This is a genomic window from Stenotrophomonas sp. 115C5 (genome assembly GCF_056861055.1).
Window position 1 is genome coordinate 18,811 of the sequence record NZ_JBSPUQ010000009.1, and the last position, 26,129, is coordinate 44,939.

The 26,129-nt window shown below is 64.8% G+C and carries 27 protein-coding genes; 14 read left to right on the top strand and 13 right to left on the bottom strand.

Annotated elements, in window-relative coordinates; translation table 11 throughout:
• Positions 1-10 precede the first annotated feature (10 nt).
• The gene (locus tag AC13FN_RS12270) at positions 11-631 is read left to right on the top strand and encodes a TetR/AcrR family transcriptional regulator (protein ID WP_049436930.1); all 621 of its coding nucleotides are present in this window, start codon (positions 11-13) and stop codon (positions 629-631) included.
• Between the two features lie 15 nt (positions 632-646).
• Here the strand turns inward: AC13FN_RS12270 and AC13FN_RS12275 are convergent, their stop codons facing one another.
• Together AC13FN_RS12275 and AC13FN_RS12280 are read right to left on the bottom strand one after the other, a co-directional pair.
• Complete coding sequence (locus tag AC13FN_RS12275; protein WP_010481265.1) at positions 647-997, bottom strand: VOC family protein; 351 nt, start codon at positions 995-997, stop codon at positions 647-649.
• 124 nt (positions 998-1,121) lie between these two features.
• On the bottom strand, positions 1,122-1,322 hold the full coding sequence (locus tag AC13FN_RS12280; protein WP_029550896.1) for a hypothetical protein: 201 nt from the start codon (positions 1,320-1,322) through the stop codon (positions 1,122-1,124).
• Positions 1,323-1,510: 188 nt separating this feature from the next.
• Between AC13FN_RS12280 and AC13FN_RS12285 the strand changes: the two genes are divergently transcribed.
• Positions 1,511-4,891: an autotransporter domain-containing protein gene (locus AC13FN_RS12285; RefSeq protein ID WP_482984926.1), complete on the top strand. Its 3,381-nt coding sequence runs from the start codon at positions 1,511-1,513 to the stop codon at positions 4,889-4,891.
• Positions 4,892-4,956: 65 nt separating this feature from the next.
• On the opposite strand, the gene cml is transcribed toward AC13FN_RS12285, so the two are convergent.
• Positions 4,957-6,144 (bottom strand): CmlA/FloR family chloramphenicol efflux MFS transporter, encoded by a 1,188-nt coding sequence (cml, locus tag AC13FN_RS12290; RefSeq protein ID WP_227199700.1) that lies wholly within the window; start codon positions 6,142-6,144, stop codon positions 4,957-4,959.
• Between the two features lie 198 nt (positions 6,145-6,342).
• Positions 6,343-7,248 carry a LysR family transcriptional regulator gene (locus AC13FN_RS12295; protein WP_049436968.1) on the bottom strand — a complete coding sequence of 302 codons (906 nt, stop codon included), beginning with the start codon at positions 7,246-7,248 and terminating at the stop codon, positions 6,343-6,345.
• A gap of 106 nt (positions 7,249-7,354) precedes the next feature.
• Between AC13FN_RS12295 and AC13FN_RS12300 the strand changes: the two genes are divergently transcribed.
• From AC13FN_RS12300 to AC13FN_RS12310, 3 genes are read left to right on the top strand one after another with little or no spacing between them, the layout of a single operon-like run.
• Entirely contained in the window at positions 7,355-8,890 is a 1,536-nt protein-coding gene (locus tag AC13FN_RS12300) for an MFS transporter (protein WP_482984925.1), read from the top strand.
• Positions 8,881-9,309, top strand: coding sequence for a hypothetical protein (locus tag AC13FN_RS12305; protein ID WP_049436926.1), 429 nt, complete (start codon positions 8,881-8,883; stop codon positions 9,307-9,309). The genes AC13FN_RS12300 and AC13FN_RS12305 overlap by 10 nt, the downstream gene beginning before the upstream one ends.
• 23 nt (positions 9,310-9,332) lie before the next feature.
• On the top strand, positions 9,333-11,030 hold the full coding sequence (locus tag AC13FN_RS12310; protein WP_482984924.1) for a peptidoglycan D,D-transpeptidase FtsI family protein: 1,698 nt from the start codon (positions 9,333-9,335) through the stop codon (positions 11,028-11,030).
• A gap of 84 nt (positions 11,031-11,114) precedes the next feature.
• Here the strand turns inward: AC13FN_RS12310 and AC13FN_RS12315 are convergent, their stop codons facing one another.
• Positions 11,115-11,567: a PA2169 family four-helix-bundle protein gene (locus AC13FN_RS12315; protein ID WP_010481259.1), complete on the bottom strand. Its 453-nt coding sequence runs from the start codon at positions 11,565-11,567 to the stop codon at positions 11,115-11,117.
• A 554-nt stretch (positions 11,568-12,121) separates the two neighbouring features.
• On the opposite strand from AC13FN_RS12315, the gene AC13FN_RS12320 reads away from it, so the two are divergent.
• Positions 12,122-14,956, top strand: coding sequence for a TonB-dependent receptor domain-containing protein (locus AC13FN_RS12320; RefSeq protein WP_482984923.1), 2,835 nt, complete (start codon positions 12,122-12,124; stop codon positions 14,954-14,956).
• A 258-nt stretch (positions 14,957-15,214) separates the two neighbouring features.
• Entirely contained in the window at positions 15,215-16,243 is a 1,029-nt protein-coding gene (locus AC13FN_RS12325) for a hypothetical protein (protein WP_482984922.1), read from the top strand.
• A gap of 8 nt (positions 16,244-16,251) precedes the next feature.
• On the opposite strand, the gene AC13FN_RS12330 is transcribed toward AC13FN_RS12325, so the two are convergent.
• Positions 16,252-17,202 (bottom strand): DMT family transporter, encoded by a 951-nt coding sequence (locus AC13FN_RS12330; RefSeq protein WP_482984921.1) that lies wholly within the window; start codon positions 17,200-17,202, stop codon positions 16,252-16,254.
• 7 nt (positions 17,203-17,209) lie between these two features.
• On the opposite strand from AC13FN_RS12330, the gene AC13FN_RS12335 reads away from it, so the two are divergent.
• On the top strand, positions 17,210-18,013 hold the full coding sequence (locus AC13FN_RS12335) for an AraC family transcriptional regulator (protein WP_049436921.1): 804 nt from the start codon (positions 17,210-17,212) through the stop codon (positions 18,011-18,013).
• 7 nt (positions 18,014-18,020) lie between these two features.
• Here AC13FN_RS12335 and AC13FN_RS12340 read toward each other — a convergent pair whose 3' ends face one another.
• A complete protein-coding gene (locus AC13FN_RS12340) occupies positions 18,021-18,437 on the bottom strand; it encodes a hypothetical protein (protein ID WP_049436920.1) in 417 nt (138 codons plus the stop codon).
• A gap of 127 nt (positions 18,438-18,564) precedes the next feature.
• Between AC13FN_RS12340 and AC13FN_RS12345 the strand changes: the two genes are divergently transcribed.
• Complete coding sequence (locus AC13FN_RS12345) at positions 18,565-19,233, top strand: glutathione S-transferase family protein (protein WP_312391907.1); 669 nt, start codon at positions 18,565-18,567, stop codon at positions 19,231-19,233.
• A 128-nt stretch (positions 19,234-19,361) separates the two neighbouring features.
• Entirely contained in the window at positions 19,362-19,754 is a 393-nt protein-coding gene (locus tag AC13FN_RS12350) for a DoxX family protein (RefSeq protein ID WP_049436918.1), read from the top strand.
• Positions 19,755-19,778: 24 nt separating this feature from the next.
• On the opposite strand, the gene AC13FN_RS12355 is transcribed toward AC13FN_RS12350, so the two are convergent.
• The 5 genes from AC13FN_RS12355 to AC13FN_RS12375 form a co-directional block, all read right to left on the bottom strand.
• Positions 19,779-20,465 carry a hypothetical protein gene (locus tag AC13FN_RS12355; RefSeq protein ID WP_100051527.1) on the bottom strand — a complete coding sequence of 229 codons (687 nt, stop codon included), beginning with the start codon at positions 20,463-20,465 and terminating at the stop codon, positions 19,779-19,781.
• Positions 20,465-20,890 (bottom strand): hypothetical protein, encoded by a 426-nt coding sequence (locus AC13FN_RS12360; protein ID WP_049436917.1) that lies wholly within the window; start codon positions 20,888-20,890, stop codon positions 20,465-20,467. Before AC13FN_RS12360 ends, AC13FN_RS12355 begins: the two co-directional genes overlap by 1 nt.
• An 81-nt stretch (positions 20,891-20,971) precedes the next feature.
• Entirely contained in the window at positions 20,972-21,391 is a 420-nt protein-coding gene (locus AC13FN_RS12365; protein ID WP_010481241.1) for an H-NS histone family protein, read from the bottom strand.
• A gap of 68 nt (positions 21,392-21,459) precedes the next feature.
• Complete coding sequence (locus tag AC13FN_RS12370; protein WP_482984920.1) at positions 21,460-21,912, bottom strand: hypothetical protein; 453 nt, start codon at positions 21,910-21,912, stop codon at positions 21,460-21,462.
• Between the two features lie 22 nt (positions 21,913-21,934).
• The gene (locus AC13FN_RS12375; RefSeq protein ID WP_482984919.1) at positions 21,935-22,933 is read right to left on the bottom strand and encodes a GlxA family transcriptional regulator; all 999 of its coding nucleotides are present in this window, start codon (positions 22,931-22,933) and stop codon (positions 21,935-21,937) included.
• A 200-nt stretch (positions 22,934-23,133) separates the two neighbouring features.
• Between AC13FN_RS12375 and AC13FN_RS12380 the strand changes: the two genes are divergently transcribed.
• A complete protein-coding gene (locus tag AC13FN_RS12380) occupies positions 23,134-23,964 on the top strand; it encodes an alpha/beta fold hydrolase (protein WP_478410331.1) in 831 nt (276 codons plus the stop codon).
• Positions 23,965-24,068: 104 nt separating this feature from the next.
• Here the strand turns inward: AC13FN_RS12380 and AC13FN_RS12385 are convergent, their stop codons facing one another.
• Positions 24,069-24,500, bottom strand: a complete 432-nt coding sequence (locus AC13FN_RS12385) for a BLUF domain-containing protein (protein WP_049436912.1) — start codon at positions 24,498-24,500, stop codon at positions 24,069-24,071.
• Between the two features lie 182 nt (positions 24,501-24,682).
• Here AC13FN_RS12385 and AC13FN_RS12390 point away from each other — a divergent pair, with 182 nt between their 5' ends.
• The 3 genes from AC13FN_RS12390 to AC13FN_RS12400 all read left to right on the top strand — a co-directional run bounded on the left by AC13FN_RS12390 (position 24,683) and on the right by AC13FN_RS12400 (position 26,011).
• Positions 24,683-24,928: a hypothetical protein gene (locus AC13FN_RS12390; RefSeq protein ID WP_030002866.1), complete on the top strand. Its 246-nt coding sequence runs from the start codon at positions 24,683-24,685 to the stop codon at positions 24,926-24,928.
• A gap of 92 nt (positions 24,929-25,020) precedes the next feature.
• The gene (locus tag AC13FN_RS12395) at positions 25,021-25,272 is read left to right on the top strand and encodes a hypothetical protein (RefSeq protein ID WP_054172576.1); all 252 of its coding nucleotides are present in this window, start codon (positions 25,021-25,023) and stop codon (positions 25,270-25,272) included.
• Positions 25,273-25,450: 178 nt separating this feature from the next.
• A complete protein-coding gene (locus AC13FN_RS12400) occupies positions 25,451-26,011 on the top strand; it encodes a fasciclin domain-containing protein (protein WP_049436910.1) in 561 nt (186 codons plus the stop codon).
• Positions 26,012-26,129: the final 118 nt, after the last annotated feature.

Sequence of the window (26,129 nt, forward strand, 5' to 3'; positions counted from 1 at the left end):
CTTGCCCACCATGCAGACCCCAGCTGTCGCCAGGCCTCGCACCAAGCCTGCGGAAACCCGCCAGGAAGAACTGATGGACGCCGCGCAGGCACTGTTCCTGTCAAAGGGAGTGGACGCCACCACCATCAGCGACATCGTCGCCGCGGCTGATGTGGCCAAGGGCACCTTCTATACCTACTTCGCCTCGCGCACCGAGATCCTGCAGGCGCTGGCGCAGCGCTACACGCGGCAGTTCATGGAAGCGGTCGACCAGGCCGTGCAGCAGCACCCCGACGGCGATGGCGTAGCACGCCTGCGCGCCTGGATCCGCGCCAACATCGAACTTTACGTGCGCACCCATGCACTGCACGACGTGGTGTACGCCAACCATCATCACCACCAGCGCGGCAACGCCGAACGCAATGCAATCCAGCAGCAGCTGCTGGGCATCCTCGAAGCGGGCAACGCCGCCGGTCTGTGGCAGCTTCCGGCGCCGCAGGTTACCGCCTCGTTGATCTACGCCGGTGTGCACGGCGCTACCGACGACCTGATCGCCACACCGGCACAGGATGCCGATGCGTTCATCGAAGCCGTGCAGGCCGATTGCCTGCGCATGCTCGGCGTGCCACCGGCCGGTGCAAAGCGGCGCTGACGAACCGTCTGTCGCTCAGGTATGGGCGAGGATGTTCAACAACCGCCCGAACGGGTCACGGACGAAGAAGCGACGCACTCCCCAGGGCTCATCGGCCGGGCCATATTCCAGCGGGATGCCGGCCGCGCGCATGCGCTCCAGTACCTGCTGCAGATTGTCCACTTCGATCGACAGATCCGGCACTGCGGTGCCGGAACCCCCTTCACTGGCAAAGCTGACCTGCGCCAGCGCGCTGCCCTCGCCGCCGTGGGTGACGATCCAGCCGTGGTCCATCACCACCGGCATGCCCAGCAGCTCGCCATAGAACACTGCGGCACGCGCAGGATCAGGCGTGGCGATGTTGGCGACGACACGTTTGACGGCCATGTGCAGCGGCTCCGATGCGATTCCCCATCCTCGCCGCTGCGTGCATGGCCTGCAATCGGGCTGCGCTGAAACAGAAGAGCCCCGTCGGTGACGGGGCTCGTCATCAGTCCTGCATTGCCACTGCTTACACAGCGCCGCAGCGATCCATGACGCAACGATCGTATTCGTACTGGCATTCCATCGCATCACCGCCACCGGACAAGCAGGCCTGGTAAGCCTTCCAACAGGGAAGATCGCATGGCGGAATCGGCCCGGCCACAGCAACCGAACCGCTGCAGGCCAAGGCGAACACGGCACCCACGATCATTTTCCTGAAAGTACGCATGGACATCACTCCTTGATAAGCCTGGTGACCCCAGGCCGGGCCACGGTAGCGGGGTCTCCGGGAGATGGAGTGAACACGCGCGTCACGGAACATTAACCTGTTCATTAAATTTCCTTCACGCCACTGGGGGTGATCGGCGCGCTGCGGGGTTAACGGCCTTGTTGTCCGTCAATCAAGGAAGTTGTCCGATGAATCACCCGCTGCACGGCCGTTCGTCCCGCTCCCGTTCTCCGATGCACAGCCGCCTCGCACTGGCGGTCACCAGCACATTGCTGCTTGCCAGCACGTTGCCCGCCATGGCCAACGACTCATTCGAGGTCTGGCAACAACAGCGCCAACTGCAGGTGGCGTGGGCACAACCGGCCACTGCGGCGATCCCGTCCGCAACCACCCCGTTGCCGATTGCAGCCCCGGCAGCGGCGGCCAGCAGCACGACGACCCTCGGCAATCCGGGCGATCCAGCCAGCTGGCGTACGAACGAATTCAATGCCGACTGGGGCCTGGCCGCGACCAACGCGGACCACGCCTATGCGCGGGGCCTGACCGGTACCGGCATCCGCCTGGGTGTGTTCGACAGCGGCACCGGCCTGGACCATCCGGAGTTCGCCGGGAAGAACCATCGCAGCCTCCGTCTGGCCGATGTGTTGGCCGATGGCAGCCTGTGCGGAAGCGAGGTACTTGCCGGCCCGGATGCCTGCTTCACCAGTGACGGCAATCAGGTCGCCATCGATTACACCCTCATTGATCCGGCCTACAGGGACCTGCTCAATCGCAACGGCTACTTCGAGGGCCCGGGCTACAACGTGCACGGTACCCACGTATCCGGAACCATCGCCGCCAACCGCGACGGCAACGGAATGCACGGCGTCGCGTTCGGGGCGGACCTCACCGTGGCCCGCCTGTTTGCCAACAGCGTGAACTACCTGACCGTCGTCGAGCGCAATGGCGGACTGTATCTGGACAGTAAATCGGTTGCCGGGCTGGGAGCCTCCGACTCGATCTTCCCGCAGCTATACACACAGCTCAACGAACAGCACGTCCGCGCAGTCAACCACAGTTGGGGCCTGACCAACGAACCGGACACCGCCGAGAAGCTCGACTTCTATCTGTCGCACCCGGATCTTGCGGACAGCCTCGGCGCGATAGCAGAAGGCTCACGTACCCGCGGCCTGATCCAGGTATGGGCTGCGGGAAACACCGACTCGGTCAATCCCTCGCCAGAGCAGGCGCCGATCGCGGGCATGTATGCATCGATGCCACGCGCATTCACTGACGTCGAGCCGTACTGGTTGGCCGTAGTCAACGTCAACCAGGCGCTGGAGCTGAGCAATCGCTCGATGCGCTGCGGCCTGGCCGCAAACTGGTGCCTGGCCGCGCCTGGTTCGAACATCAATTCGACCGTCTACGGCGAAGATTCGGTCATCGATGCCAGCCCCCGCGAGGACAATGGCAATGTGATCCTCGAGGTCTCCGGCCAGGCCCCAACGCATGCCTACGGGAACCTGAGCGGCACCTCGATGGCCGCACCGCACGTCACCGGTGCACTGGGCCTGTTGTTCGAACGCTTCCCTTATCTGGACAGCGCCCAGGTGCGCGACGTACTGCTGACCACCGCGCGCGATCTTGGCGCACCGGGCATCGATGATGTCTATGGCTGGGGCCTGATGGACCTGCGCAAAGCCATCGAAGGCTACGGCTCGCTGCGCGTGGATACCAACGTGGTGATGAACCAGAAGGCCGGTGGCCTGAAGGTCTGGGAAGGCGATGCCTGGGACGACTGGACCAACGACATCGGTGGCCCCGGCAAGCTGACCAAGTCCGGCATCGGCTGGCTGCGCCTGAGCGGTGACAACACTTTCAACGGCGCGGTACTGCAGGACGGTACGCTGGAATTGAATGGCGCCAACACGCTCACGTCTGCGGTCGAGGTCCAGGGTGGCCAGTTCCTGCTCAATGGCAGCCTGGTCTCCACCGCGCTGAACACCACCGGGGGCGTGAGCACGGTCAGCAGCAGCGGCCTGCTGAAGGACAGCAACCTGACCGTCAACGGTGGCGTGGTGTCCTTCAACGGCACGCAGACCGGCGGCACCACCACGGTCGGTGCCAACGGCCTGCTGAAGGGTGTCGGTACGCTCGGCAGCACCCACGTCGACGGCATCATCGCGCCCGGCAATTCGATCGGCACGCTGACCATCAACGGCAACTACGTACAGGGTGCAACCGGCGTCTATGCTGCCGAACTTGCTCCGGGCGGGCGCAGTGACCAGCTGCACGTGACCGGCACCGCCACCCTCGGCGGCACCCTGATCGCACTGCCGGAGCCGGGTACCTACTACCTCGGCGAGCAGTTCAATTTCATCCGCGCCGACGGCGGTGTCAGCGGCCAGTTCGCGAAAACCGACTTCAGCGCGTTCTCGCCGTTCCTGCAGTTCAGCCTGGCTTACGGTGCCAATGGCACCCGCATCGACGTGGCCCGTGGTGCGTCGCTCGCCAGTGCCGCCGCCACGCCGAACCAGCGTGCGGCCGCGGCGGCGGCCGATGGACTGGCAATCAACCAGGGCCTGCCCAAGCCGCTGACCCAACTGTTCCCGCAACAGGTCGGCGGCGTGCTTGATGGCCTCAGCGGTGAACTGCACGCGGCCACGTCGCTGGCCCTGGTCGAGGGCAGCCGCCATGTGCGCGACGCCGCACTGTCACGCCGTGCCGGTGCGGCCGCACCGGGATCCGATACGGGTGATGCCACCGGCGCCTGGGTGCAGGCCCTGGGCGGAAACAGCAAGCTGGATGGCAACGCCAACACCGCCCGCACGGAAGCCAACAGCAATGGCCTGCTGGTCGGCATCGACCGCGAGTTCGGTGGCTGGCAGATCGGCGTGCTGGCCGGCACCGGCCGCACCGACGTGAAGCAGCAGGAGCGTCGTGCCAAGTCGAAGATCGACAACACGCACTTCGGCGCCTACGCCAGCCACACCTGGGGCGGGTTCGGCCTGCGCGGTGGCGTGGCATGGAGCCGCAATGAAGTGAAGAGTACGCGTGATGTTGCCTTCGCCGGCTTCAGCGACAGCCTGAGCGCGCGCTACAACGCACATACACGTCAGGCCTTCATCGAAGCGGGCTACCGTTTCGGCAATGCGGAAGGTGGGCTGGAGCCGTACCTGCAGGTCGCCCGCGTGGAAGTGGACCTGAAGCAGATCAACGAGCGCGGCGGCGCGGCCGCACTGCACGGCAAGGTGGACGACACCGGCACCACCATCGCCACCGCTGGCCTGCGCTTCGACAAGGGCCTGAAGGCATCGTTCCAGCAGGACAGCTGGTTGCACCTGCGTGGCGGTGTCGGCTACCGCCGTGCCTCCGGCGACCGCAGCCAGGTGGCCAACCTCGCCTTCGCCAACAGCAGCACCACGTTCGCGGTCGAGGGTGCTCCGATTGCCGACAACGCCGTCGTGGCCGAGCTGGGCCTGGCGGCGTGGCTGACCCCGCGGCAGCAGCTGGAGCTGGGCTACAGCGGTCAGTTCGGCAGTGAAAGCCGCGACCATGGCGCCACTGCACGCTGGTCCGTCCGCTTCTAAACACGTGTTCTCTTGACGGGTTGGGGCGGCCTCGCGGCCGCCCCTTTTTTGCCCGCCATCCAGCGCTATGTGCGGTGCCGCAGCGCGGCGGTACCTGCCAGGCTGGCAAGTGGCAGCAGCAACCCGTAGGCCACCAGCGGCCACACGGTATCGCCGGGCAGCACCAGGGTAACCAGCGTGCCGATGCCTGCCACGATCAGGCTCTGCACCGCGTAGTACAGAGCCACCGCCGTACCCGACGCATCGGCGAAATCACGCAGCGCGCCGCTTGCGGCCACCGAAACCACCATCACCAGCCCCACCGCGATGCCCCACATGGGCAGCACCACCGCGATGAACGAGGGAGGCCACGCTGCGGCCAACGCCATCAGCAGCACCCCGGCCACCATCACCCACAGGCCGCGCAGGAAGGTACCGCGCACGTTCCAGCGGGCAATGCACACGTGCGCCATCCGCGCCGTGACGATCATCACCAGCGCCACCGTGGCGAAGGCAAGGCTGAACGACAGGGGCGAGTACTGCATGCGCCCGACCAGCAGCCGGGGCGCGACCGAGAAGAACACGAAGAACGTGCCCATGCCCGCACTGAAGCCCAGCGTGTAGACCCAGAACGCGCCGCTGCCGAGGATGCGTCGTACCGCCGGTCGCGACGCGTCATGGCACCGCGGGCGGGTTTCCTGCCAATGCCGTACCGCGCGCATGCCGGCGATCATGCCCAGTGCGCCGAGCAGAACGAAGATCGCGCGCCAGCCAACCGCGCCTGCCAGCAGTGCGCCGAGGATCGGTCCCAGTGCCGGCACGAAGGCCAGCATCGAGGCGAACAGCCCATACAGCGACGCACCTTCGGGTGTATCGGCATACACGTCACGGACGGTGGCAAAGGTCGCCACCAATGCCGCCGACGCCCCCACCGCCTGTACGGTTCGCCAGGCCAGGAATGCTGCGCCGCTGCTGGACATGGCCAGCGCAAACGACGAAAGCGCGAACAGCAACGCCCCCAGTAACAGGACCGGCCGCCGCCCGATGCGGTCGGACAACGGGCCGAACAGCAACTGGCCCAGGCCGAGCACCAGCAGGTAGATGCTCAACGTCAGCTGCACCAGCGTCGGTGATGTCTGCAGTGCCCGCGGCATCACCGGCACCACAGGAAGATAGATATCCATGGCCAGCGAGGCCAGGAGGTCAAACGGCGCCATCAGCACAATGGCCGATGGCAGCGGGTGGGCCCAACGCGGGGCCTGTCGATTGAACATGGGGAGTCTCCGCCCAGAGTGAATCCGGCGGTGATCCATCCACTTCGCGTGCATCGCAGGGATGAACACCGCAACAACGTCTGCATCGTTGTTGCGGCTCAGCGAACTGTCTGCGGACCGTTCCCGTTGTTCATGATGTCCATCGAACGCGTATGCAGGTGGCGCAAGTGTAGCAATCGTCCACCTGCCGCGCGGCACTCAGGCCAGGGGCAACATGTCGATGCGCCTGCACGGCGTCTCCTTCACCTGCTCGATCAGCCGTCGCACCACAGGCGAGGTCTCCGCCCGCCGGTACTGCACAGCGATGGTCGAGACGATGGTGGGGCCGGCCAGTGGCAGATAGATCATTCCGGGCAGCACCAGCGTGCGTTGCAGTACCGATGGCACGATCGCCACCGAACCAACGCCGACCGACACCTCGGCCAACACCGCCGCCAGATGCCCGGGCTGGGAACGGATACGTGGAATGAACCCGCCGCGGCGCCCGACTTCCATTGCGCCCACCGGCTGCTCCGGCATGACGAAGCTTTCCCGGGCCAATGACGCCGGCTGTACCGGCGCGCGGGCCTGCGCCAGCGGATGGGTTTCCGGCAGGGCCACGCAGAACTGGTCTTCGACCAGGGTGTGTTCGCCGAAACTGTCGGGTACATCCATCGGAGGCCGGCAGAACACCACATCCACCCGGCCTTCCTGCAGCAGCTGCGGGAGCTCGCCCATCGGCCATTCGCTCACCTGCAGGTCCACGCCCGGGTAGCGGCTGCGGAACCGGCTGAGCTGATCCTGCAACGCACCGGCATACAGCGCGGAGCCGACGTAGCCGATCTCGATCTTGCCGATCTCACCCCGCCCGGCGCGCCGGCCCAGGGTTTCGGCCTGTTCGAACCGGCGCAGCACATCGCGGGCTTCCGCCAGGAACACCTCGCCTGCGGAGGTCAGCAGCACTTCGCGCCGGCCGCGGTCGAACAGGCGCGTGCCGAGGCGACGCTCGATGTCCTGGATCTGCACGCTCAGCGTGGGAGTGGCGATCCCCAGCCGCAGGGCCGCGCGACCGAAGTGCAGTTCCTCGGCCAGGGTGACGAAGTACTCCAGGTGACGGCGTTCCATGGGCGGCATTTCGTTAGGTTCAAGCTAACGTAACCAGAAAACACCGAGAATGAAACAAACACCGATCGTTGCTGGAATGGACGTCCTCCCTTCCTGCGAGTGACCGGTGCCGCCCTCCCCTCCCTCTTCGCCTGCACGGCAAACGCTGCCTGACGCGATCCTGCTGGTGGCCTCGCTGGGCTGCACGATGACCGTGCTGGAGACCAATGCCGTAGCGGTCGCACTGCCCAGCATCGCGCGCGACCTGCACGCCGGATTCGCCGATATCGAGTGGGTGATCAGTGCCTACATCCTGTCCTTCACCTCACTGCTGCTGCCCGCCGGTGCTGTCGCCGACCGCTACGGCCGCCGCCGGGTGCTGCTGATCGGCATCAGTCTGTTCGCCATCACCTCTCTGCTCTGTGCACTGGCGCCCGGTGCCACCCTGCTCTACCTGGCGCGGGCACTGCAGGGCATCGGTGCTGCTTTCCTGCTGGCGCCCTCGCTGTCGATCATCGGCCACACCTACCACCAGGGGGCCGCCAAAGACACTGCATGGGCGTTCTGGGGCACAGCCATGGGCGTGATGATGGTGCTCTCGCCACTGATCGGCGGCCTGCTGTCCGCGCTCTGGGGCTGGCGCGCGGTGTTCGTCGCGATCCTGCCGTTCCTGGGCCTGCTCGGCTACGGCACGCTGCGCTGGATACCCGAGTCGTCCGACAGCGTGGTCCGCCCGCTCGATCCGCCCGGCATCATCACCTTCAGCGTTGCCATCTTCGGCATCGTGTTCTTCCTGGTGGAAGGACTGGCAAAAGGATGGTCATCGGCGCCAGCGCTGAGCGGGCTCGGCCTGGCCATCATCATGGCCGCCGCCTTCGTCATCGTTGAACGGGCACGGTCACATCCCATGGTCGATCTCGGGCTGCTGGCCAGTCCGCGCTTCGTCGGCGCACTCATTGCCATGGTCGGCTATTCGGTCAGCGCACAGGTGATGGCGTCGATGCTGCCGCAGTACCTGCAGAATGGCATCGGCCTGGGCGTACTGGCTGCGGGTGCCGGCATGCTCCCGTTCGCTGCGGCGATGCTGCTGTTTCCCAGCGTGGGCCGGCGGCTCGGTCGCCATCTGAACAGTCCGGCGATGCTGGCGATCGGGCTGTCGATCACGGCCGCGGGCAATGCCGTGGCCGGACTGGCCGCGTGGCAGCACCTGCCGTGGCTGGCATTCGTCGCAATGGTGGTGATCGGTGCCGGCGGCGGCATCCTCAATGGCGAGACCTCCAAAGCCATCATCGGCGCGGCACCGCGCGAGCGGGCCGGCATGGCCTCCGGCATCAGCGCGACCACGCGCTTTGTCGGCATCCTGCTCGGATTCACCGTGCTGTCCAGTGCCTTGAGCCTGGGCATCCGCAACGCACTGTCGGCTGTGGTTCCCGCGCGCGATGTACTGCCGATGGCCGATGCGATCGCTACCGGCACCTTCGCCGATGCGCGCACCGAGGCCTTCGCACAGGCGATCTACAGCTACGGATTTGCCAGTGCACTGTGGACGTCGGCCATTGCCGCACTGCTGGCCAGCCTTGCGGTGTTGCTGCTGGGCCGCAGCCGGTCTGCGGCGGAAGCACCGTCCCTCCCGCAACACCCGGAATCGCGCGCATGCGACTGAACCTACCCCTGATCCTGTTGCTGTTCGCCATGCTGGCAGCCACCACAGAGGCGGCATCGCCCAATCTCCCCGTCGAGCCGCCACGTGCAGCGCTGCTCAGCCAGATCGACCAGGGCATGGCGAATGCCGTGGCCTGGGAGTACGCGTTCAATGCCATCGCCTCCTGCGATGTCGCACGGATCGACCACACCCTGCGCAACCAGCACCACAGCCACCCCGTGCAGGTACAGCCGCTGCTGGATGCAGGCTACACCGCGACCTATCGCACGGCCGAACCCTATCCGGCCCTGCAGGACCGGCTGGCCACGCTGCGCGATGCGGAAATCGCCTGCATGGCTGTTGCCGATGGCCGCAGCCACGCAAATGTCATCGACCGTGCTTCCGCGCTGCTGGCCTACATCGCCGGGCAACCGCTGTAACCATTGTCTCGATGCTCCATCGCATGTGCACACCCACCATGGCGCCACGCCGCACGCGTGCCCATGACTTCCGCCGCCGCTACCGCCTGACCTGCGCCGCACTGGACATACTGGCGGGCCTGCTGCTGGCGCGGGCCGCCGACGTCCAGATCGTTCATCATCACTTCTACCGGCACCAGGCCGAAGCACGGATGCTCCGCCACCATCCACTGCGCGCGCATCGCGGCACGCTGTACGACCGCCACGGCATCGTCATTGCCGGATCGGCTCCCGTGGCATCGCTGTGGATCGACCCGCGCGCCTTCTTCGACGCATCAGGTTCAGTCGAGCAGCTGGCCACGGTTCTGGATACTGACGCGATTGCGTTGACCAGAGTGCTGGCGCGCAACCGGCAGCGACGCTTCGTCTACCTGCCTGGCTTCCGTCGCGGCGATCCCGCCCGCCTTGAAGCACTGCAGGCCAGGGCGCCGATCGGGGTCCACCTGCAGCAGGAGTTCAAACGCTTCTACCCACAGTCGGAACTGTTCGCGCAGACCGTCGGCGTCACTGATATCGAGGGCCGTGGCCTTGAAGGCCTTGAGCACCTGTTCGATGCGCGCCTGAGCGGACAGGCCGGCTACCGTGACGTCATCATCGATCGCAAGGGTCGCCCGGTCGAGCTGCGCGACCGCGGCCGTCCGGCGCGTCCCGGCGAGGACATCGTGCTGTCGCTGGACAGCCGCATGCAGCACATCCTCCATGCTGGACTCGGACCGGCAGTACAACGCCACGGCGCGGTTGCCGCCAGCATCGTGGTGCTGGAAGTCGGCACCGGCCAGATCCTGGCGATGGTCAACTGGCCCACCTACAACAGCAATGTGCCCGGCACCGGCGCCGCGGATGCACGCCGCAACCGTGCGGTGACCGATGTGTTCGAGCCCGGCAGCACGGTGAAACCCTTCACCGTCGCCGCCGCGCTCGAGGCCGGCGTGATCACGTCTGCCAGCACGTTCGACACCCACCCCGGCTGGATCCGCAATGGGCGCTTCACCACCCGTGACTATCGGGATCTGGGCGTACTGGATACCACCGGGGTCCTGAAGAAAAGCTCCAACGTGGGCATCTCGTTGATTTCGCACCGCCTGAGCCGGGAACAGCTACACGCCATGTTTGCCGCGCTGGGCGCCGGGCATGTCTCGGGGAGCGGATTTCCCGGCGAGCGCAACGGCGTACTGGCCGCGCCTGCTGCATGGAGTGGCACCGGCAAGCAGACCTTGGCCTATGGATACGGGCTATCGATGACCACGCTGCAGCTGGCCAATGCCTACGCGACGCTGGCCAACCATGGCCTGCGCGTACAACCGACCTTCGAGCATGGCCGCGCAACAGTGGTGAGCCGTGCCATGCCCGCAGACGTGGCCGACCAGGTGCTGGACATGATTGCCACCACCAGCGAGCCGGGTGGCACCGCGACGCGGGCCCGCATCAACGGCTATGCCATCGCCGGAAAAACCGGGACCGCGCGCAAGGCGGCTGCCGGCGGGTATGCGCGCCACTACATGTCCCTGTTTGCCGGGGTCGTACCGGCGCAACATCCACGTTATGCGGTCGCCGTGGTGGTGGACGATCCCGATGCACGCCGCGGAGGCTACGGTGGCGGAGCAGTCGCCGCCCCCATCTTCAGCGAGCTGATGGGGCGGGTGCTGCACCTGCAGGACATCGCGCCCGATGCGCCCCGCTGAGTCCTGCACGCCACCTCGAAGTTGGCCGGGGCAGCCACGCTGCCCCGGCCGTGGCGGCCCCGGGGAGAAGGCCGCCGATGATCGTCAGGCCGCCTTCATGGCGTGCTTGCGCGCACGCATCACGTTGTGGCATTCCTGCACTTCAGGCAGCAGCTGGGTGACTTCCTGGCGCACGGCCGGCGGCAGTTCGTTGTCCTTCAGCACGTCCTTGAACGCGCCAAGCAGCCGGTCTTCGGACTCTTCCAGCTCGGCCACGTAACCATAGTTGGTGTCGCCGAATGCAGCGCGCACCTTGCCGTAGAACTGCTGCATCGACCCGACCATGGTGCCATGCTCGGCGGGCTTGCCGCCGCTGGCGGCGACCGAACTGCTCAACGCGGCGACGATGCGGCCCTTGACGCCGGCAATGCGGGTGAACAGGGCCGACAGTTCGGCATCCTTCACCTTGGTCGCAGCTTCTTCGTAGAACGACTTTCCGTCCCGGGCAATCTCGATCAGGTCGTTGAGGCGATGTTCGATGGTGGACTGGGTGCTCATGGAATCGCTCCTGTGTGCTCGATGGTCTATGGAGAATGACAGCGCGAGTGCGTTGCCTTCGGGACCACTGTGGAGGTTTGAATGTGCCGGCTGGGTGAGTACGAATTGATGCCTGCATCACCACCCTCAACGCGTCCTGACTCCTTCATCCCATCGCATTTCCACGTTCACGGCACCTGAGCATAACGCCCACGATTCACCAGGGCGCGATGACGATGATCAGCATCACCAGCAGTGCGATGGCAAGCACCAGCAACAGCACATGCCACTGCTTCCACGTGGGTTTTGGTTTGCCGGGGGTATTCATCGGATGTCTCCTGGAGTCTGTCATCGGCCCGCAGCCAGACTGAAGCAGAGCACCCCCGGTGCGCGTCGCGGTTTCGTGCATGCCTTGTGCATGAACGCTGTAGCCGGCGCGCGACGATAACGCGTCCATAACGTAATCGAGTTGTAAACGGAATGTTAGGTTCCTTCCGATTCCGCACGGCGGAGTTTCAGATCGGTTTCCACGCAGCAATGCGGAAACCCATTCAACTGGATTTGGAGAGAGCCAAATGCACTACAAGTACACCCTGCTTTCCCTGGCAGTGGGCACGGCCCTGGCCGCCGCTTGGTCACCGGCCGCGCATGCGCAGGATGACGGCGACAAGACCCCGAAGAACCTCGATCGCATCCAGGTTACCGGCTCTGCCATCCGCAGCGTGGATATCGAAACGCAGCAGCCGATCATCGCCATCACCCGCACGATGATCGAGCAGCAGGGCTTCACCACGATCGCCGACCTGTTGCAGAACCTGACGTCTACGGGCGCGCCGGCGATCTCCCGCGCACGCGCATTGTCGTCCGGTGAAAATGTCGGCGGCTATTACGTCGACATCCGCAATCTGGGCGCCACGCGCACGCTGGTGCTGGTCAATGGCAAGCGCCTGGGCGCGACCACCAGTGGCCTGCAGGATCTCAGCCAGATTCCGATGAGCGCGGTGGAACGCATCGATGTCCTGAAGGACGGCGCCTCCTCACTGTACGGTTCGGATGCGATCGCTGGCGTGGTCAACATCATCACCCGCAAGAACTACGAAGGGCTGGAAGTGTCCATGCAGCACGGGCAGTTCAGCCAGGGCGATGGCAAGGACAGCACGTTCTCGCTGGTGACCGGCGCCCGTGGAGAACGTGGCGGATACACCCTCGCACTGGAATACCAGAAGTCGGACCCGGTATTTGCCCGCGACCGCGAGTTCTCCCGGTACGGCGGCGCCGGCCCCAATTACCCGGGCGCGGACTGGAGCAACATCAGCCAGAACGGTTCGTGGTGCGACCCGGCGCTCTACAAGTGCAACACCGGTGACGCGGTGTTCAAGACGCTCAACCGTGGCGGCGACCCGAGGAATCCGAACGACTACCACCCGATCGCGCCGGCCGAGTTCGCCAACGGCAGCGACCAGATGCACCTGCAGACCGGCATCGAGCGTCGCTCGCTGTTCCTCAGCACGGACTACGCGCTGACCGACCAGATCAAGTTCGCCGCCGACATCGGCTACAACGAGCGCACCACCGACCAGCAGATCGCGGGCTACCCGTACCAGTCGACCAAGTTCGGCACGCCCCTGGACGCAAGCAGCGTTTTCAACCCGCTCGACCACAGCATCGCGTTCAATCGCCGCCTGTGGGAAGTGCCGCGCACGACCGAAAGCAAGCTGAAGTCGCTGCGCATTGCACCAAGCCTGTCCGGCTACTTCGAACTGGGCGCCAAGACGTACGACTGGGAAGTCGGTGCGCTGTTCAACCGCAATGAAGTCACAAAAACAGGCCGTGGCGACATGAGCCTGATTGCTTCCCGGCAGGCATTGGGGCCCTCCTACCTCGATGCCAACGGTGTGGCCCGGTGTGGCACGGCGGCATCGCCGGTCACGGGCTGCCTGGCCTGGAATCCTTTGCTGCCATACGGTGTCGCGGGGGCTGGCTCTCTCTCCGATCCCGAACTGCAGCGCTTCTTGTTCCCGACGTTCAACGATACCGGCATCACCAAGACCCGCAGCTATTTCGCCAATATCTCCGGGCCAGTGATCGAACTGCCTGCCGGTGACCTGTCCGTCGCTCTGGGTTACCAGTACCGCAAGGAAGAAGGCCGCTTCGTGCCCGACGCCTTTGCCCAGTCGCGCCAGAGCACGGCACTGGGCGCATCCACCACCTCGGGTGAGTACAGTCTCAATGAGTTCTTCGCCGAAGTGAACGTGCCGGTGCTGCGTGACCTGCCGTTCGCCAAGGAACTGACCGTGAACCTGGCCACGCGCTATTCCGACTACAGCAATTTCGGCAACACCACCAATTCCAAGGCCAGCTTCGCCTGGCGCCCGATCGAGGAATTGATGATCCGCGGCACTTTCGCCGAAGGCTTCCGCGCCCCGAGCATCTCCGACCTGTATGGTGGAATGGGGACCAGCTTCGAAACCTATGTCGATCCCTGCGGCACCGGCGCCACCAACAGCGTCAACGGCAACGCTGCCTGCAACGCTGCCGGCGTCCCGCTGGGCTACCAGCAGCTGAACCAGAGCCTGAAGCCCTGTGCCAGCTATCCGTGTGCCACGCCCGACGAATTCACCACCGGCTCCAACGCGAAGCTGCGACCGGAGGAGTCCAAGAGCAAGACCGTGGGCGTGGTCTGGAGCCCGCGCTGGGTCGATGGCCTGGACATCAACCTCGACTGGTACAGCTACAAGATCACCAACATGATCATCGAGGACAGCGTCGACCGCATCCTGCGTGACTGCTACGTGCTGGGCAATTCCTCGCGCTGTGGCAGCATCAGGCGCGCTGGCGATGGCCACATCACCAGCATGTTCTACGGTCTGGCCAACCTGGGCTCGATGGAAACCGAAGGCTGGGATCTGGGCATCCACTACCGCCTGCCCGAGTTCTCGTTCGGCCGCTTCACCATCGACCTGCAGAACAGCTATGTCTCCAAGTACGACGAGGAGAACCAGAACTCGGCCGGCGACACCATCATGATGGGCCGGATCGGTCGGCCGGGCATCTTCCGCCTGCGCTCGAACGTGGGTGTGAACTGGCAGCTTGGCAACTTCAGCACGCAGTACACGGTGCGCTACTACTCCGGCATGGCCGAAAGCTGCGTGCCGAACCGTCCGTGCTCGCTGCCCGATCGCTACGCCTACGGAGAACCGGATGCGTTGCGCAAGGTGGGCTCCAATGCCTTCCATGACATCCAGGTCAGCTACAAGCTGCCGTGGGACGGTACCGTGGCGCTGGGTTCGAACAACGTGTTCAACCACCAGGGCCCGATCATGTTCTCCAAGCCGTCCAGCTCCTTCCCCTACTACGGCGGCTTCGATATCGGCCGCACCGTGTACGTGAAGTACTCGCAGCGCTTCTGACGGGCATGTCCGTGCTCGTGGCCGGCGGAAGGGGAGTCCGCCGGCCACGATGCACACCACCTCCACCCAATCTCCATCGTTTTTCGACGGAATCTCCAAGGTTCCCGGCAACACTTGATGTCATGACGGCTAAGGAGCAGGACCGCATGGATCGCCACGCGCCCCGACGCTGCACACCCGTCTCCAGGTTCACCACTGAATGTGGCGATGTGGCCGGGTTCCGACCCTCCGGACGTGCCGCCGCAAGGGAAGTACGAGATGACGACGGCAGTTCGCACCGGCCTGACCGACCTGGTCGCTGACGCGCAGCGGTACCTGCGCAGGATTCTCCCCGGGCTGGCCTCGGCAGTGCATCCACTTGCTTCATTGCACGCCATTCCCCACGCAATGGCATCGCGCTACCACCTCGCCGGACTGATGCTGTACGGGGAAACCCCCGCCATGCTCGCCGTGGCCCGCGAGCCCGGCGAATCCAGCACCCGTGTGATCCAGGATGTACGCTGCCTGCGCTCTGCTGCGAATGCACTGGTGCTGTACGTCTCTCCCTATCTCACGCCGACCCAGCGCCGCTTCCTTGTCGAGAACCACATCGACTTCGTCGTCCCGCACACCCAGTTGTTCGCGCCAAGCCTGGCCATTGAGTTCCGCGACGCCCCTGATCATGAGAAGAAGGCCATCTCGCTGCTGCCTTCGGCGCAGGCCGTGCTGATCCACGTGCTGCTGAGCGGCCAGTCGCGCTGGTGGTCGCCGCGCGAGATCAGTGCTGCCGCCGGCTACACCTCGATGACGGCGTCGCGCCTGTCGGCCGAACTGGTTGGTCGCGGCCTGGTTGAACGCTCCACCGGTGGCCGCGAGCGCTTCCTGAAGCTGGCCGGCAACCGCGACGAGGTCTGGGCCAGGGCGCAGCCGTTCCTGCGTTCCCCCATCCTGAAGGAAGTGGATGTCTACTGGGGCCCGACCGCCGAGGCGCTCCGCGATGCCGGGCACCCGGCGCCGACGGCGGGCCTCGATGCGCTTGCTGACACGTCACCGCCCGCGATCGGCGGCACCCGCGCGCTGCACATCGATGCGTGGCGGTTGCTGGGTACACTTCCCATGCCCGGCCCGGACTGCGCCCAGAGCGCACGGCTGCAGATCTGGGCCTATCCGCCGGCATTCACCAGCATCGGCGATGTGGTTGACCCGCTTTCGCTGTATCTCAGCCTGAAGGGCAAACGCGGCCATGATGCAGACGCGCTGGAACAGCGGGTGGAACAGGCGCTGAGCGGGGACACATACCCCGCATGACCGAAGCCCTATGCGGGCTGCTCGCCCGGCACTGCAGCGGCGCGCCTGGCACCGTACTCGGCGAACACCACGCCGGACACCGCCAGCAGGCCACCGCCCAGTACCCAGCCACTGAGTGATTCGCCCAGCAGCAGCACGGCCAGCGCGGCGGTCACGATCGGCACCAGGTTGAAGAAGCCAGAGATGCGCGCAGCGCCCAGGCGTGAAAGTCCGGTCATCCAGGTCAGCGGCGCCAGGATCGAGGCACAGACTGCAGCGAAGCCGATGCAACCGACGGCGGTCGGATTGCTCACCCCGGTACCAACCAGCAACTGCAGTGGCAGCAGGATCAGCGAGGCCGCCGTGGCCTGCAGGAACAGCGACTCCAGCACCGACAACGGAATCTTCCAGCGCTGCATCAGCACGTTGTAGGCGGCGAAGGCCAATGCGCCGATCAGCATGATCGCGTCTCCGCGGTTCAGGCCCTGCGCCGCCAACCGTGCCAGGTCGCCCTGCGATACCACCGCCACCACGCCGGCGGTGGAGATCACCGCGCCAAGAATGGAAGTACCACGCACCGGATGGCCCATGAACACGCGTGACAGCGCCAGCGCGATCAACGGAATCAGCGCCTGGATCACCCCCATGTTGGTGGCCGAGGTGAAGTGCGCCGCATAGTAGGCCAGGCACTGGTACATCACCCCACCCAGGCAGCCCAGCACCAGGAAGCGCCCGAGGTTGGCGCGCACGGTCGGCAGATTGCCGCGCAGCCGCGGCAGCGCGAATGGCAGCAGGACCACCGCCGCGACCAGCCAGCGGAAGAAGCCGATATCGATGGGACCGACCGAGCCCGAAGCAAGCTTGGTCACGATGGTGTTCGCGCCCCACAGCAGGCAGGCGAGGATCGGGGAGAGATAGTTCACGCGTGCAGGTGTACGTGGGGGAATGGCCAGCGTACGCTTGGCGTATATTGAGGACATCCCGAAAATGCGCCACCCCGACCCCGGCTTGCGGCAATCGATGGAGCCGATCCCCACCTTCCGCCAGCTGCCCGGCCCGATCTACTTCCGGCAGGGCGCGATGGAGCCCACGGACTGGGGCACGCACAGCCATCCGTGGGGTCAGTTCAACTTCGTCGCGCAGGGGGTGATGGAGATGAAGATCGACGGCGAGTGGATGGTGTCGCCGCCGCACTACGCGATCTGGATTCCACCAGGAATGGCGCACTATTCACGCAACCGCTCGCAGCTGGCCTACCGCTCGGCCTATCTGTCGGCGGCACTTTCACGCCGGCTGCCCACGCGTTGCAGTGCGCTGGAAGTCAGCCCGCTGCTGCGCGAACTGCTGCATGAACTGGCACGACAGGGCGTGACCGATCCGCAGACACCGGTCCAGCGGCGCATGGCCGCCGTGGTGATCGACCAGATCGTCAACGCCGCTGTGCTGCCCAGTTTCCTGCCGATCGCCAGCAGCGATGCCTTGAAGCAGGTGATGGCGTACATGGAGAAACACCTGTCGGCGGCCGAATCGGTTGCCGAGATCGCGCGGCGGCACCACATGAGCGTGCGCAAGCTGGAGCGCCTGGCACGCAGCGAACTGGGCATGTCGCTGGGCGACTGGCGTGGGCGGGTGAAGTTCGTGCGCGCCACCGAGGCGCTGTGTACACGCCGGCCGATCAGCCGGATCGCCGAAGAGCTGGGCTATTCCGGCGTCAGCGCCTTCGCCGAGATGTTCAAGCGGCACGCGCAGTGCACGCCGGATCAGTACAGGAAGCTGCATCGGGCGGGGTGAGCGCGGCCTAGAGAGCGACCAGCAGGTCCACAAGCAGCCTCGGCAGGAACAAGGCGGCCAGAACGCTGGCCAACAGGATCAGCAGGACCTTCGCCGTCAAGGGGCGACGGCGCGGATTGCTGAAGTACAGGTGCAGATCGCGCAGTTCGTCTTCCAGCTCCTTCCGCACGCCTGCGCTCTGTGCACCGGGTTCGAGCAGCTGTCGCTCAAGCGCCTTCAGGCGCTTCATCAGTTCACGCGGCGGTGTAGCCCGCAGGATCAGCTGATTGAGCTCCTGGAGCCGGCGCGCCTGCGGCATCAGCGCTGCCACGAGATCATCCGGCGGAAGCCGTGAGACCCGTCGCAGGGCGTCCGCATCCATCTCAGCCTGCAGCACATCGCGTTGCCGCTGCAGTTCGGCCAGGGAGGTGCGGCGCTGCCACATGAGGAGGTACAGGATTGATGGGTGGCGGGCAGTGTATCGCCCGGCGCCCCGGGAAGGTTGTCGATTTCCCGCCCCGTCGTTCGTCGGAGAAGGAAAGGCGGGTCTTTCAGCCTCCAGGAGTGCCCCGATGTGCCCGATCCTCACCGCCTTTGCCACCTCTCCCGACCGCGGCCAGGGCCTGGCCCGTGACATGCGCGTACGCTGGGCGCTGGAGGAACTGGCCGTGCCCTATGACGTGCAGCTGCTCAGCTTTGCCGAGCTGAAGCAGCCCGTCCACCTGGCGCGCAACCCCTTCGGGCAGATCCCCACCTGGCAGGACGGCGACCAGGTCCTGTTCGAATCCGGCGCAATCGTCCTGCACCTGGCCGAACAGCATGCCGGCCTGCTCCCCGCTGATCCGGACGCACGCATGCGCGCGATCATGTGGGTGTTCGCTGCGTTGAATACGGTGGAACCGCCCATCGTCGAACGCTCGATGGCCTGGGTGCTGGAGCGCGATCAGCGCTGGTATGCACAGCGTCTTCCGATGCTTGAAGAGCGCGTGCGTACGCGGCTGTCACAGCTGTCGGCCTGGTTGGGCAGGGCGGCGTGGCTGGATGGCGACTTCAGCGTGGGCGACCTGATGATGGTCTCGGTGCTGCTGCGCCTGAAGAGCAGCGGCCTCCTCGACGAATACCCGCAGGTGGTCGCCTATGTGGGCCGTGCAACGCAACGCCCCGCCTACCAGCGTGCGTTTGCCGCGCAGCTGCAGGTGTTCCGGCAAAGCGCAGACGCGCCATCACCAAAGGATGACTGAGGCAGCCGCCTTCGGCACTCGAAGGTCCCGGCCGCGCGGAAACCGGAAGGCAGCCGTGTCGTGTATACACGGGCTTCACTGCCTGTGGGCTCCGATCGCGGGGGTCGGACACCCTCAAGGACTTCACTGTGAGCACTTCCTCGCACTCGCTTGCTTTCCTGCTTGCGCGCATCCTGTTGATGGCACTGTTCCTGGTCTCCGGCCTGGGCAAGCTCGGCGACCTCAGTGGTACCCAGGGCTACATGGAAGCAATGGGAGTGCCCGGCATCCTGCTGTGGCCGACCATCGCCTTCGAGATCGGCAGCGGCCTGTGCATCCTGCTCGGCTTCCAGACCCGGCTGGTATCGATCGTCCTGGTGGGCTTCAGCCTGGTCACCGCCTTCATCTTCCACCACAACTTCGGCGACCAGACCCAGCAGATCATGTTCCTGAAGAATCTGGGCCTGGCCGGTGGGTTCCTGTTGCTGGCCTGCACCGGAGCCGGGCGCTACAGCATCGACGGCCGGGGACGCCGCGCATAGGTATCGGCCAGCAGGCTCGCCACGCTAGCGACGGAGCTCCGCCTCCGGCGCCAGCGTGTGGACCACCTTGCCCTGCGCATCGAGGAACTCGATCGCCCCGTAGCCTTCCGGCGTGACGGTCAGCCGCAGCCGCGGCCGATCCGCCTTGTCGTTCAATGCAATGGCCGGCGTTCCATCGGCGCCGACCACCAGGCCGATGCGGGTCGGTGCCTGCACACCGGGAATCAGCGCATTCCCGAGCGTGGGTTCGCGTATCAGCTTCGGTGCCTGGTTGATCGAGAAGCTCACCTGGCCATCGGGAGACACCCGCCATCCGATCGCATCCATCGCCGGATGATCCAGCGCCAGCACCGCCATGCCGCCGTCGACATCAGCGGTGCCGAAACCACCGCGCTCGCTGCCCTTGTCGTCGTACAGCACCATGCCGGCCACGTTGAAGGCGCGTTTGTACTGGATGCCATCGATGATCGGCGCCGGCGTCTTCCCGGACAACGTCATGCGGATCACGCCCTGGTCATCGACGATATCGATGCGACGCGCGGTGATGCGCTCGCTGTCGGGCGTCGCGATCCGCGTCTGCGGAGCCTTGTCCACGATCAGGCGCTGCAGGGTTTCCACCGAAGGCCGCTTGGGCGCTCCGGCATCTTCGGCCGCACGCGCCGGAATGCTGTGGAATGCAATGAGCAGGACCAGCGTGCAGGCAGGGCGCATCATGCGGCCTCCAGAGCGGCGTGCACCGGGCGCCGGCAGGCGGCCTGCACCAGCATCAGCTGTGCCACCAGGATCAGCATCGCGCAGCCGGACAGCAGCCATGGGTCGATGTACCACTGGGCATTGAAGCTGAATTCACCGGCGGAGATACGCTTCCAGCCGTTGAAGTGCTGCATCGCCGCGACCACGAACGCGAAACCACCCATTGCGTTCGAAAGCCACGGCACGACGATGCCACCCGGCCGTGCAAACATCATCAGTAGACCCAGCACGCCGATGACGGTGCGCTGCACGCGGCAGTAAGGGCAGACATAGGCCAGCCCACTCCATTCCACCGACCAGGCCAACAGGCTGATCAGCACCGCTGCCGCCCCCGCGACGTACAGGACCCTCGGCGCCATCGCCGTGCTGCCGTTATGTGCCATTGCGTGCCTCCCTCCAGTGCGGACCCATGTGCAGGGTAGCGTGAAGCGGACACGGGCGCGGCAGGCGTCGCCTTGCGGGCCTCAGTCCTTCTTGAACACGGTGCGCTGGCCGATCGGGCTTCCCTTGCGGGCGGTGGGACGGGCCAGGCCGGGAATCAGGAAATCCGTCACCTTGTGGCCCTTCTGGACCTTAGCGGCCAGCCAGCGCGGCATGCGCCCGCGGCCGGACCAGGTCAGGCGCTTGTATTCCGGGTCGCGGTATTTGGCAGCGACCTTGCCGGCTTTGCGGCGGCTGGATTTCCGCGGCGTTGCGGGTTCTTCGACGGACGCATCGCCAAAGAGTTCTTCGAGCGTATAGCCCGCTTCGGCGGCCGCCGCCTTCAGCATGCGGCGCACCGCACTGGCCGGACGACGGCTGGAAATGAGCTGCCTGCGCTGTTCAGCGGCAACCACCAAGGCACCCAGCTCCCGCAGGCTGAGCGATTCGATATCGATAGTCATGGCGGGAAAGGTCCACTCCGGCAGGGTGATCTGTCAAGAGCAATGAGCGCGCGGGTGGCGAGCCGCCATTATCGTGTCAGGTCCTTCAGCAGCTGATTCATGTGTTTTGACCAGTGCGTTGCAGACGCAACGTCATCGAGCAGTTTGTTGCGCAACTCAATCAGGTGCTTTGGAAGATCCATTATTGGAATCCTGAGATCCTCCTGTAGGAGTTCTTCCGAAAACGCGCCAGCCTGTTCATTCCACAACAGGATGGTCTCGCGCGCCAGCCCGATTTTCTCGTCGTACGTGTGAGATGCCTTCATCCAGATTCGCGCTATCAGCACACCCTCTGGCCCATGTTCCCGAAAGAACTCTGAAAATGCCTCCATCTCGTCGCGAGCAGCCTTGTTGGCACGCTTGGCTTCATCAATCCAGCTCGCAGTATCTTTTTCCAGACACTTTCCAAGTGCGAAACGTGTAGTGGCAGTTGAAATGCCAAGCGCCACCTCCTGAAAGTGCCGGGAACTGACAAGGGACACATTGCATCAACACTGGCGTGGCTCAGCGTTGCCCGCCCCGCCTGATCCGGAAGTGATCGCGATACGCGGACGGCGACATGCCGACAATGCTCTGGAATGCCTTGCGGAATGAAGCCGCGTCGTCATAACCCAGGCGCGAGGCCACCTGTGCGATGGGAAGATCGCCGAGCTGCAGCGCATCCTTGGCCTTGGCCATCCTGGCCTGACGGATGTAGTCGGCGGGATTGCGTTCCGTGGCCTTCTGGAAGCGCCGGATGAATGTTCGTTCGGTCAAATGGGCACGTTGGGCAAGCCCGGCCACGGTGTGGCGCAGCCCAGGTTCTGCAAGGATCAGATGCTGGGTCGCCAGGATGGCGGCATCATCGTGATCGAGCCGGGGCAGGAATCCCTGCAAGGGACGCTGGTCCTGCCGGATGCCGTCACTGAGCATGAAGCGGGCCGTGGCCAGCATGACACTGGGGCCCATGACGCGATCGACGATCAGCAGGCCGAGATCATTCCACGCGAGAATCGCCCCGGAGGTAATGACGTCACCGTCATCGATGACGACATTCTCGGTCGTTACCTGGACATCCGGATACGCGCTGGCGAGCAGCCCTGCAAAGGCCCAGTGGGTGGTAACCCGCCGTCGCGCAAGCAGGCCGGTCTGGGCGAGCACGAATGCCCCTGCGCAGACCGAGCACATGATCGCGCCACCGGCATGGAGTTCCTTGAGCCACTGCGCCTCACGCGGCATCGCCGACATCCGCTCGGGCATCGCGACGCTGGGCGGCGAGATCACGAACGCGGGAGCGTTCACCTCGCCTGGATCGCTGTCCCAGCAACATTCCATTTGCGCCGACACCGGGTCCAGCTGCCAATGCGTTACCCGCAGGGAACACCGCCGGTCATCGTCGTGGGGATACGCCGCCCACTCATTTGCAATCCGGAACAGATCCGTCAGGCCATGGATCGCTGCCATCTGGCAATCCGGATAGATCAGCAGGGCCACTTCGACCCGCTTGTCAGTTTCGATACCCATGAATGTCACCTCCGCCAATTTCAATTGATGCAGCGCTTCCTAGAATGGATTCGGACGGAGTGATGGCCGCCTCAGGATAGAAGGAAATGCCGCCCTGGGGCCACTTCTGCAACACACACTGACAGCGTCCTTCCTCCTGCACCGATGCATGGTTGCCGGTAGGCAGGACGCCCCCAACCCCAACTGCGAGGAACCCGGAAATGGCTACGGTTACTACGAAAGACGGCGTCGAAATCTTCTACAAGGATTGGGGCCCGCGCGACGCCAAGGTCATTCATTTCCATCATGGCTGGCCCCTCAGCGCCGACGACTGGGACGCGCAGATGCTGTTCTTCGTCAACAAGGGATATCGCGTGGTTGCCCACGACCGCCGCGGGCATGGTCGCTCCAGCCAGGTGTGGGACGGCCACGACATGGACCACTACGCGGACGATGTTGCGGCGGTGGTCGAGCACCTGGGTACCCACGGCGCGATGCACGTGGGCCATTCCACCGGCGGTGGACAGGTGGTCCGCTACATTGCTCGCCACGGCGAGAAGAACGTGTCCAAAGCGGTGCTGATCAGCTCGGTGCCGCCGCTGATGGTCAAGACCGCGGCAAACCCGAAGGGCACGCCCAAGGAGGTCTTCGACGATTTCCAGGCGCAGCTGGCGGCCAACCGCGCGCAGTTCTACCACGACGTGCCCGCAGGTCCCTTCTACGGCTACAACCGCCCCGGCGCGCAGCCTTCAGATGCGGTCATCTGGAACTGGTGGCGGCAGGGCATGCAGGGTTCGGCCAAGGCGCACCACGATGGCATCGTGGCGTTCTCCCAGACCGACTTCACCGAAGACCTGAAGGGCATCTCCATCCCTGTGCTGGTGATCCATGGCGACGATGACCAGGTGGTGCCGTATGCCGACTCCGGTGTTCTCTCCGCGAAGCTGGTAAAGAACGGCACGCTGATCACCTACGAAGGTGCACCGCACGGCATTCCGACCACGCACGCCGACCGGATCAACGCCGACCTGCTGGCGTTCCTTGAAAGCTGATCGTGAAGGATCCGGGAAGTGCTTCCGGCACTTCCCGGACGGGGATGGCAAGAGCGGCTGCCACACACACACCAGCCCTCCCATCTCTGGAACCAGGTCAGCCCCTACGCAGCTTCAACATAGGGTGCCAATGCAACGGCCAGCACGTCGATCCCCCACATCGACCCGGCGATGTCGTCTGGCCCGCTCTTCTTGAAGCGCGACCAATCCGCCCTCGCCAGTTTCCCCACCAGCAGTTGATCTGCCGGCAGGCGATGCATCGCCCAACAGGGAAACTGCCGCGAAGACACGCGACCTCGCGCCAGCTCAACAATGTCGGTGTGACTCGTCGACTGCATCACACGCTCGTAGACACTCGCAACGCCGTCTTCAGGTCCTTCGAAGTACTGGACGAAGCGATCACCGTCGTGCAGCAGGACACCTGTAACCCCGGCCATCCTGTTGAACCTGGCGGCGTCCGCAGCGAGCGACTCCAAACGCTCCGCGGAAAGATCCGCGGCAACCTGACTTGCGTAGACAACAGCCCGAAGGGGCATGGATTCTGCCTTGAAATAGGTGCCGGGTAGGCACCTGCCGGCACTCTAGCACCGGCGCCACGTGCAGGTCGGGACGTGCATTCTTAACTCTTCAGAATTCGATCGAGCGCCCTTCGTGCCATGCGACCGGCAAAGCAGCATGATGGGCGGCCCCAGGAAAGTCAGGGTTCTCGTTCATCTTCATGCGTGACATCGGACAGTTCTACGTAATCAGCGTCGAGGGAGTGACGCGGGCAGACGGCACCCTGCTGCAGGTCACCCGAATCGATTGCTCCTGCATCAAGTGCTCCTGGCAGTTCAGGGCCATTCCCAACCATGGCCTTGTTGATCTCGACGGTGCGGCGGCGCTCAGCTGCCCAACCTGCGGCAATCACCAGTCAGTCAGTCGCGCACGGCTTGAAGAGCTCAATCGACGCAACGACGAATAGCCTGCACTTCAACCATCCATCAACGCGGCACCGACACGACCGATACCTGGTTGGCTCTATCGTTCGTCAACAGGCACCATCCCGGCATTCCCATGAGTCATACCGGCATTTTTCAGATCACCGATCTCACCTACACGGCTGGAGAGGAGGGCGCGCTGGCCCGCGCACTGCAGATCGTCGCCACCTGCACCGCGTGCGGATCCACGAGCATCTGGCGCGAGCATGAGATGGAACACGTTGCCGGTGGAACCGTCCTCTCATGCCGCACCTGTGGTGTCCGCCAGGCCATCAGCAACGCGCGCCTTTCGATCTGCCCATCAGACATCCGCCATCCGCGCCGCTGAAGGGCACCGGGCTCGTACTGCGTAGCGAACCGGCAGAAGCAGACGTTCACTCGGCTTTTACAACGCATCGCCGCTCCAGGCCAGGAAGCCCCCGGGCGCATCCACCTGCATCCAACTGCCGCGCCAGCGCGTATGTGAGATGCCCGCGCCTTGCGGGCATCCCACAGAGGAACGCGCCGTGAAAGCTCTTCAGCGGATAGCCGCCACAGTAAGCTTCGCCGTACTCGTCTCAGCCACTTCAATGAGCTTCGCCGCCAGTACCGTGATGGTCGGCGGAGCGGAGATGTATCCCACCAGGACCATCGTCCAGAACGCCATCAACTCCAAGGACCACACGACCTTGGTCGCTGCGGTCAAGGCGGCGGGCCTGGTCGATACTCTCAATGGAGCCGGCCCCTTCACCGTTTTCGCGCCCACCAATGCAGCTTTCAGCAAGCTGCCCGCAGGTACCGTCGATACGCTGGTGAAGCCTGAAAACAAGGCACAACTGACCAAAATCCTGACCTATCACGTGGTACCGGGCAACTACAGTTCCGCGCAGCTGATGGCCGATGCCAGGAAGCACGGCGGCAAGGCCATGCTGAAGACCGTTGAAGGTGAACCCCTCACCGTCGCTCTGCACGATGGCAAGCTGTGGGTCATCGATACCAAGGGCGGCAAGGCGGGAATCAGCATTGCCGATGTCGGCCAGTCCAATGGCGTGATCCACGTGATCGACACCGTGTTGATGCCGAAGTAGTTGCATGTAGCAGGACGTCCACATGCGCGGCAGCCGCATGGCGGCTGCCGCCGTCAGGACAATCGGTGACATGGCCAGGCACCGGCTATGAGTGCCTGCGAACAGGATTGTCGACCGC

Bases quoted from the DNA above. Each gene is read 5' to 3' on its own strand.
- AC13FN_RS12270 (WP_049436930.1), top strand. From the start codon at position 11: ATGCAGACCCCAGCTGTCGCCAGGCCTCGCACCAAGCCTGCGGAAACC.
- AC13FN_RS12275 (WP_010481265.1), bottom strand. From the start codon at position 997: ATGGCCGTCAAACGTGTCGTCGCCAACATCGCCACGCCTGATCCTGCG.
- AC13FN_RS12280 (WP_029550896.1), bottom strand. From the start codon at position 1,322: ATGCGTACTTTCAGGAAAATGATCGTGGGTGCCGTGTTCGCCTTGGCC.
- AC13FN_RS12285 (WP_482984926.1), top strand. From the start codon at position 1,511: ATGAATCACCCGCTGCACGGCCGTTCGTCCCGCTCCCGTTCTCCGATG.
- cml (WP_227199700.1), bottom strand. From the start codon at position 6,144: ATGTTCAATCGACAGGCCCCGCGTTGGGCCCACCCGCTGCCATCGGCC.
- AC13FN_RS12295 (WP_049436968.1), bottom strand. From the start codon at position 7,248: ATGGAACGCCGTCACCTGGAGTACTTCGTCACCCTGGCCGAGGAACTG.
- AC13FN_RS12305 (WP_049436926.1), top strand. From the start codon at position 8,881: ATGCGACTGAACCTACCCCTGATCCTGTTGCTGTTCGCCATGCTGGCA.
- AC13FN_RS12310 (WP_482984924.1), top strand. From the start codon at position 9,333: ATGTGCACACCCACCATGGCGCCACGCCGCACGCGTGCCCATGACTTC.
- AC13FN_RS12315 (WP_010481259.1), bottom strand. From the start codon at position 11,567: ATGAGCACCCAGTCCACCATCGAACATCGCCTCAACGACCTGATCGAG.
- AC13FN_RS12320 (WP_482984923.1), top strand. From the start codon at position 12,122: ATGCACTACAAGTACACCCTGCTTTCCCTGGCAGTGGGCACGGCCCTG.
- AC13FN_RS12325 (WP_482984922.1), top strand. From the start codon at position 15,215: ATGACGACGGCAGTTCGCACCGGCCTGACCGACCTGGTCGCTGACGCG.
- AC13FN_RS12330 (WP_482984921.1), bottom strand. From the start codon at position 17,202: ATGTCCTCAATATACGCCAAGCGTACGCTGGCCATTCCCCCACGTACA.
- AC13FN_RS12335 (WP_049436921.1), top strand. From the start codon at position 17,210: ATGCGCCACCCCGACCCCGGCTTGCGGCAATCGATGGAGCCGATCCCC.
- AC13FN_RS12340 (WP_049436920.1), bottom strand. From the start codon at position 18,437: ATGTGGCAGCGCCGCACCTCCCTGGCCGAACTGCAGCGGCAACGCGAT.
- AC13FN_RS12345 (WP_312391907.1), top strand. From the start codon at position 18,565: ATGTGCCCGATCCTCACCGCCTTTGCCACCTCTCCCGACCGCGGCCAG.
- AC13FN_RS12355 (WP_100051527.1), bottom strand. From the start codon at position 20,465: ATGCGCCCTGCCTGCACGCTGGTCCTGCTCATTGCATTCCACAGCATT.
- AC13FN_RS12360 (WP_049436917.1), bottom strand. From the start codon at position 20,890: ATGGCACATAACGGCAGCACGGCGATGGCGCCGAGGGTCCTGTACGTC.
- AC13FN_RS12365 (WP_010481241.1), bottom strand. From the start codon at position 21,391: ATGACTATCGATATCGAATCGCTCAGCCTGCGGGAGCTGGGTGCCTTG.
- AC13FN_RS12375 (WP_482984919.1), bottom strand. From the start codon at position 22,933: ATGGGTATCGAAACTGACAAGCGGGTCGAAGTGGCCCTGCTGATCTAT.
- AC13FN_RS12380 (WP_478410331.1), top strand. From the start codon at position 23,134: ATGGCTACGGTTACTACGAAAGACGGCGTCGAAATCTTCTACAAGGAT.
- AC13FN_RS12385 (WP_049436912.1), bottom strand. From the start codon at position 24,500: ATGCCCCTTCGGGCTGTTGTCTACGCAAGTCAGGTTGCCGCGGATCTT.
- AC13FN_RS12390 (WP_030002866.1), top strand. From the start codon at position 24,683: ATGCGTGACATCGGACAGTTCTACGTAATCAGCGTCGAGGGAGTGACG.
- AC13FN_RS12395 (WP_054172576.1), top strand. From the start codon at position 25,021: ATGAGTCATACCGGCATTTTTCAGATCACCGATCTCACCTACACGGCT.